Origin of the sequence: Kangiella sp. (assembly GCF_014762745.1) — a bacterium.
Classification (GTDB): domain Bacteria; phylum Pseudomonadota; class Gammaproteobacteria; order Enterobacterales; family Kangiellaceae; genus Kangiella.
Genome location: NZ_JABURJ010000146.1, coordinates 47,065 through 53,897, shown reverse-complemented (window position 1 = coordinate 53,897; position 6,833 = coordinate 47,065). Strand labels below are relative to the sequence as shown.

General features: G+C 45.3%; 9 protein-coding genes. 3 read left to right on the top strand and 6 right to left on the bottom strand.

What is annotated here, in order from left to right; translation table 11 throughout:
- Positions 1-11: 11 nt before the first annotated feature.
- Both nadK and recN read left to right on the top strand, forming a co-directional pair.
- Positions 12-875, top strand: coding sequence for an NAD(+) kinase (nadK, locus tag HUJ19_RS13020; RefSeq protein ID WP_290624736.1), 864 nt, complete (start codon positions 12-14; stop codon positions 873-875).
- Positions 876-915: 40 nt separating this feature from the next.
- Entirely contained in the window at positions 916-2,574 is a 1,659-nt protein-coding gene (gene recN / locus HUJ19_RS13015) for a DNA repair protein RecN (protein WP_290624734.1), read from the top strand.
- A 25-nt stretch (positions 2,575-2,599) separates the two neighbouring features.
- On the opposite strand, the gene HUJ19_RS13010 is transcribed toward recN, so the two are convergent.
- The 4 genes from HUJ19_RS13010 to fur all read right to left on the bottom strand — a co-directional run bounded on the left by HUJ19_RS13010 (position 2,600) and on the right by fur (position 5,457).
- Positions 2,600-2,776: a hypothetical protein gene (locus HUJ19_RS13010; protein WP_290624733.1), complete on the bottom strand. Its 177-nt coding sequence runs from the start codon at positions 2,774-2,776 to the stop codon at positions 2,600-2,602.
- Entirely contained in the window at positions 2,777-3,442 is a 666-nt protein-coding gene (locus HUJ19_RS13005; protein WP_290624732.1) for a hypothetical protein, read from the bottom strand.
- Positions 3,443-3,661: 219 nt separating this feature from the next.
- Positions 3,662-4,411 carry a hypothetical protein gene (locus HUJ19_RS13000; RefSeq protein ID WP_290624731.1) on the bottom strand — a complete coding sequence of 250 codons (750 nt, stop codon included), beginning with the start codon at positions 4,409-4,411 and terminating at the stop codon, positions 3,662-3,664.
- Between the two features lie 644 nt (positions 4,412-5,055).
- Positions 5,056-5,457 carry a ferric iron uptake transcriptional regulator gene (gene fur, locus HUJ19_RS12995; RefSeq protein ID WP_290624730.1) on the bottom strand — a complete coding sequence of 134 codons (402 nt, stop codon included), beginning with the start codon at positions 5,455-5,457 and terminating at the stop codon, positions 5,056-5,058.
- Positions 5,458-5,580: 123 nt separating this feature from the next.
- On the opposite strand from fur, the gene HUJ19_RS12990 reads away from it, so the two are divergent.
- A complete protein-coding gene (locus tag HUJ19_RS12990) occupies positions 5,581-5,901 on the top strand; it encodes an outer membrane protein assembly factor BamE (protein ID WP_290624729.1) in 321 nt (106 codons plus the stop codon).
- 18 nt (positions 5,902-5,919) lie between these two features.
- Here the strand turns inward: HUJ19_RS12990 and HUJ19_RS12985 are convergent, their stop codons facing one another.
- Complete coding sequence (locus tag HUJ19_RS12985) at positions 5,920-6,162, bottom strand: anti-sigma factor (RefSeq protein ID WP_290624728.1); 243 nt, start codon at positions 6,160-6,162, stop codon at positions 5,920-5,922.
- Complete coding sequence (locus HUJ19_RS12980; RefSeq protein ID WP_290624727.1) at positions 6,156-6,806, bottom strand: sigma-70 family RNA polymerase sigma factor; 651 nt, start codon at positions 6,804-6,806, stop codon at positions 6,156-6,158. Before HUJ19_RS12980 ends, HUJ19_RS12985 begins: the two co-directional genes overlap by 7 nt.
- Positions 6,807-6,833 lie beyond the last annotated feature (27 nt).

The following is a 6,833-nucleotide window of genomic DNA, read 5'->3' as shown; positions in this document are numbered from 1 at the left end:
TGCCGTCACACCTGAATTTTGCAACCATTGGCATCATGGGCAAGCCAAAACATCATGAAGTTGGCGAAACCATTGTCACCTTATTTTCCTTTCTGCAGCAGGAAGGGCATTCGGTGTTGGTCGAAACGGCAGTTGCTAAAGACTTATCAATACCGCAGGAATTCCAGTGCGACTGGCAAACCCTCGGCGAACAGTGCGATCTGATTATCGTAGTTGGTGGTGATGGCAGCATGCTCTATGCCGCCCGCCTGATGGCAGCCTACAATATTCCTCTATTGGGCGTGAATCGCGGTTATCTGGGTTTCCTGACCGATATTCAGCCGCAACAGGTAACCGAAAAAGTCAGCGAAATTCTGGCCGGTGACTACACCGAAGAAAGGCGCTTTCTACTGGAAGCTAACATTGATGGTGATGATCGCTACAGTGATGCGCTGAATGACATTGTGCTCTATCCCGGTGAAATTTCGCGCATGATTGAGTTTGAGGTCTATATTGACGACTCATTTGTGTATAGCGCCCGTGGCGATGGTCTGATCATTTCAACCCCGACCGGCTCTACCGCCTACTCTTTATCCGCAGGCGGACCGATTCTTTCACCTTCTATCAATGCCATCACATTGGTGCCCATGTTCCCGCATACTTTGTCCAGTCGCCCGATTGCGATTGACGCAGACAGCAAGGTTGAAATTGTATTCAGTAGAACCAACCCTCACGAAGCACGTTTAAGCTGTGACGGTCAGGTGCGCTTCCCGGTTCAGCCCGGAGAGAAAATCTGCGTGCGCAAACGTAAAGAAGACTTGTGGTTGTTGCACCCAAAAGATTATGATTACTTCCGCTTATTAAGAACCAAACTCGGCTGGGGCTCAAAGCTCTAAGCTACGCTTTCAGGCCAGCGACAACAACTGATAACACGCTATGCTAACCAGTATTCATATCAAAGACTTCGCCATTATTGACCAACTGGATCTCGACCTGAAATCCGGCATGACCGTGATCACTGGTGAAACCGGTGCCGGTAAATCGATTATGGTTGATGCCCTGTCTTATGCCCTGGGCGAGCGCGCCGACAGTAGCGTGGTGCGTAACGGCGCCAAACGTGCGGAAATCAGCGCCTACTTTGATATCAGGCAATTGCCACACGTCAAAGACTGGTTAGACGAACAGATGCTGGATGATGACGACCATTGTATTTTGCGGCGCGTTATTAATCATGATGGTCGTTCCAAGGCCTTCGTCAATGGCCAGCCGGTTAATCTGGCACAGGTTTCGGAGCTCGGCGATTTTCTGGTCGATATCCACGGACAGCATGAGCATCAATCGCTGTTTAAACCGCAAGTACATCTGCAATTGCTGGATCGTTACGCGGGACTGACCGAGCAAAGTGCGGAACTGGCCAAAGTTGCCAGCAAAATTGGTAGCATTTCTGGCAAATTGAAAGCCTTTCAAAGTGCTTTAAAAGACAAGAATGATCGAAAAGATCTGATCAGCTTTCAGTTGCAGGAACTGGAGCAGGCTCCGATTGATAAAGCTAACGACATTGAGCTGGAACATAAGCGAGCAGCTAACGCCAGTCGTCTGCTTGAGAAAGGCCAGCAAAGCCTTGCGGCACTCAGCGAGGATGATGACAATATTTCATCCAACCTTGGTCGAATCGTGCATCAGATCAGTGACATGCTGGCAGTAGATGAAGGTCTACAAAACACTCATGACCTATTGCAGTCCGCCCTTGTAGAGATTGACGAAGCCAGCCATGAACTGCGCGATTATCTGGAAGGACTGGATATCGATCCTCAAGCGTATCAGGAACTGGATCAACAAATATCAGCCTTACATGACTTGGCGCGCAAGCATCAGGTCAGCATGGAAGAATTGCCGCAGACCTTACAGGAGTTGCAGCAAGAACTCGAAAACCTGGAAGGTGATGAACAGACTTTTGATGATCTCGAAAAGGAACTCGCCAAACTCGAGGAGCAATATCTGGAACTGGCCAAGGCCATCAGCAACAAACGTCACTCTGCCGCCAAAAAGCTGAACCAGGAAGTGGTTAAATTAATGCAACAACTGGGCCTCGGCAATGGCGTGTTTGAAGTCGCCTTTAATGAACAGGATGCAGATGCTTACCGCAGCACTGGATTAGAAAGCGCCGAGTTTATGGTCAGCACCAATCCAGGCCAAAAGCCGATGCCTTTACGCAAAGTAGCATCCGGCGGTGAATTGTCGCGCATCAGTCTTGCGCTACAGGTTATCAATGCTCAAACCACACAATTGCCAACGTTGATATTCGACGAAGTGGATGTTGGCATTGGTGGCGGAACCGCCGAAATCGTCGGCAAGCTATTGGCAGAGCTTGGTAAAAAAGCACAAATCCTTTGCGTTACCCACCAGGCACAGGTTGCCGCCCAAGGCCACCACCACCTGCAGGTCAGCAAGTCACAGGATAAAAAGGCTACTCAAACCCAACTGCTTGAGATCACCGAAACTCAACGGATTGAAGAAATCGCCCGCATGATAGGCGGCGTCGAAATCACTGAAACTATAAGACAGCACGCTAAAGAACTTCTCAAAACAGCATAAAAAAGAGCGGCAGTCCGCTCGCTTTTCAACCTTTCTTTCTTGCAAGAGGGGCAAAATAACAGGTTGCCCCCATACAAATTCCAAGACTCACCTTCAACCAGAAAGGAGGTGTATCAAACAGCATGAAAGTTAAAAACACAATTAAAGATAATATAAGACCGACATAAAAGATTAGGTCTTTTGCAGTTTCACTTAAGCTCATCTATTTTCCCACATAGTAAGGATATTTTTTTATAGAGTCCGATACTCCATAATCCATCACAACCTTTTCGCTTTTCCCAATTACAAAAGTTCTGAACAGTTCGACTTCTTGCTCGCTACGCATTCTATACTTTTGTCGCTGGTAGTCAGTATAGCCATCTGGCTGACCATTGTGATCAAACCTTTCCGTATAATTTTCAACTATATATTCATTTTTCCAATCTTGGACTGCGTATCGGAATTGTTTATTAACAGTTATTGACAGGTAACCACCACGAGTCGCCCAAGGTAGTTCCACCTTAGACAATATTTCGCTGAGACTAATGTCATGAATATAATCAGCTCCCCAAACTCCAAGTGCCGATCCCATTCCACCAGCACCTTTAGCACCCAATAGAACTACACCACCAACAGCTAGCCCAAGCGAAGTTACCCCAGTAATAAGATAACCAGTTGCTCGCTTGTTCCGTTCTATAAAGCTATTCCACTGTCTTACCGATTCATCAGTAGGCCAGTGAATTTCAAGTACTGTAGTTCTGCTTCTTCTTTCTTCCAGCTTACAATTAGGTTCTTTTCCAGAGCCCTGCCAGTGACCAAAATCTGAATAATTGATTGCACGGTTGCAGAGCTCTTTGGCTCTTTTAATCCTGATAGGTAGGTTTTGCATTCCTTTTCTCCATGTTTACTATGAACATGGAGGATTGTAAGGAAGTGCCCGAACGCAAAATGAGAAACAAATCGCAAATAACAATTTTCAAATAAATCTCAGAACATTGATTTCCACTGGATCCCGCAGTCAGAGCCGCGGGATGAGAAGAGTAAATACAGTTTCGTTTTTTCGCCCAAGAGCAACACAGCTGTTGAGCGAAAAGCTCTTCTTACTTATTTACTTAGATGGCATCGACAAATCAGGTCTATGACGATAAATCTCGTAGTGAGTGCCTTTATATTTTTCACCGAAGCGGTCAAAAATTTCATCAACCTTTTCTTTTGACCCAAGGTGCTTTTCCGCTAGCTCACTAAAGCTTGGACCCGGCGGATCCATTGCTGCGAAATTTTCAAATCCAAAAGCGGCATACAGACTGTCACCCTTTCCAGTGACATCCACTTCCCAGCTCCAGCTCATGTCCCATTTAATGGCCTTAGCCAGGTCGCTAATTTCCTTTACTGACTTATCAACATCCTTTGCATCGGGTTTGAGGTAATACTTGGTCACACCAACATATTTGTGCATCACATCCTCTTTCCAGTGACTGTTTTCCATATCAATCCAACTGTATTGATGGTGATACTTTTCAACATACCGGTCAGGACCTTTATCCCAGCTATCCATAATCTTGGAGTCATTCGCCCATTTGGCATAATCATCCAACTCTGCCCACTTAAAGCAACAGGCACGAATAATGTAGCTATTAAGATCTGAACCAGTATGAGGTGTGTAGACCTGCCAGTTGAATTTATCGCCGGCCTTGACCCTATCCTTGATATGCTCTTTGAACTCCTTTTCAAACTTTTCCCAGTTATCAGAGTCCACTTCCATCACCCACATATTGACCAAAGCGGGAGGCTTTTCTTCCGCAGCAGAGACTGCCAATGGGTTAAATAGAATAGTGAAGAACGCGAGAGCCGCGAGCATTATGAGAGACTGCTTGTACATGGTAAAACTCCTTGTTAGTAGTTAAGTCCATCCCCAGACAAGCACAAGCTACAGGTATCAATTCGACACCAAATTAGCCATAAGCATACTCACAACTGTACAAAATTCAATCAATTAAAGTAGATTTTACATTCGGACTCAGTAGCAGTTAGCCATCAACGAGATTGCTTCTTCGCTGCGCTCATCGCAATGACGTTATGATTTTAAAATGTTGATTTAACCCAAGAGCAAGGCGCAAGTGGTGAAAAAGCGGAGGCGACCTCTAGCTCAAAGTCTTAAACGCAGGATTTTCTTTCGAGAACGCGGCAAAAATTGATGAGAGACTAGGAGTTTACAATCTGTTAAACAGTTGAGCTTAATCTAAGAACGGGCGATTCATAAACCGCCCCTACGAAAAATATAAGTAATGCATATAACTACTTAAAATGTGAATTTTCGCTCAAGAGCAAGGCGCAAGCTGGCGAAAAAACGGAGGCGACCATTTAATTCATACGAGTTAAACGCAGGATTTTCTTTCGAGAACGAGACAAAAATTGATGAGAGGCTAGGAGTTTACAATCTGTAAATGACTAGCCTCGAAGAGAATTTTAACAAAGTTATCGGAAGAAAAGACAAGTTTAAGGTTATTTCTTGTTTTTTACGTAGAGTACCAAACTATGATCCACAATCTCAACACCATGCTTCTCAGCAATCCTGTGCTGTAACTCTTCAATCTCTTCGCTGAAGAATTCTATGACTGTGCCGTCATCGACGTTAACCATGTGGTCGTGATGCTCGCCATCGTCGATTTCAAATACGGAGTGGCCACCTTCGAAGTTGTGGCGGGTGACAAGTCCTGCTGACTCGAACTGGGTTAAAACCCGATAGACTGTAGCCAGACCTACATCGTCGCCGGCCTCGAGCAATAGCTTATAGACGTCTTCCGCGCTAAGGTGACGATCATCGGAACTTTCCAGGATTTGTAATATCTTAACCCTCGGCAGGGTGACCTTTAATCCGGCTTTTTTCAGTTGCTGATTTTCCAAAAACTCATCCTCCAATAGATTTGCGCGGCAAAATGATTATACTATGCCAAGAATTTATGAAAAGCCATTCAGTATACTTGTGAATGGCGATTTCAGCAAAAAACACTAACTATCAGGATTTTCATGAAAACTATTTTTCTTTCTGCGCTTTTGATTTGTTTCAGCTTGTTGAGCGCTTGCGTCTATAAACCAACCATTCAGCAGGGTAATATCCTTGAGCAATCTGAAGTGAACAAGATTAAACCTGGCATGACTAAGGATCAGGTTTCTTATGTGCTGGGCAACCCGGCTCTTAATACCAACCTTGATTCAGACACCTGGTATTACCTGTATTATATGGTGCCATCGAGTGGTGATAAGCGTGAAGAGCGTTTAATTCTGCACTTTAATGGCGATGTATTGCAGTCGATGGAAGGTACTATTAAGCCTGAAGCTGAAGAGTAAGCCGATATATTCGATGATTTATGAACCCTGCTTCGGCAGGTTTTTTTGATACTCTTTTAGCAGGTGATGGCACATAGCTTCTGGTGCCTGGTGCTGATTTTTACAGTGTAACATGGCGATGGTCAGTTTCAATTGCTTTAAATATCGGCGACAGCTGACGCACATGAAGAGATGCAGTTTGACCTGAACTCGTTTTCTCATGCTCATTTCATCATCAATATAATCACTGGCCTGCTCGACCAGATGCTTGCAACTTAACATTCGCCTGTCCTCTGAAATTTGGCTACCACCTGCTGAATTCTATCTCTGGCACGATGCAGCAGCACTCTGGCATTGGATGAACTAACTTCCAGAATGTTACAAATTTCTTCCATATCCATACCGCCTGCATCACGCAGTTCCATGATGTATCTTTGTTGCTCCGGCAATCGGGCAAGATGTTTATCCACGCAGTCCTGCAATTCTTGAGCAGACAAGAGTTCATCCGGAGAACCCATATCCCAGGCTGGATTGCGCTGATTCCAATGACCACTACTATCAAAGCGCGGATCGCTGACCAGTCTTGAATCTGTTGCCCAGTTCTCGTCCACTGACTCCAGAGACACTGAACGCGACTCTTTGCGATAGCGATTCTTGGCTTCATTAGCGACAATTCGTGTGACCCAGGTTTTAAGGGCAGATCGCCCCTCGAATTTAGGAAGTGCCTTGATTACCGAGACCCAGGCTTCCTGCACCACTTCGTCGGCAATGGAATGGCCAACAATTGCTGCTGCAACGCTATAAAGAGAGGGATGCCAGGCTTTTACCACAGTCATAAACAGCTGTTGGTCATTGCTGATAAGCCTTTGAGTCAATTCGCGCTCATCGGGTAGAGCTTCTTCTGTGGACACTCCAGTCTTATTCATCAGTCGCCTTGTATCAATAAGTTAGTT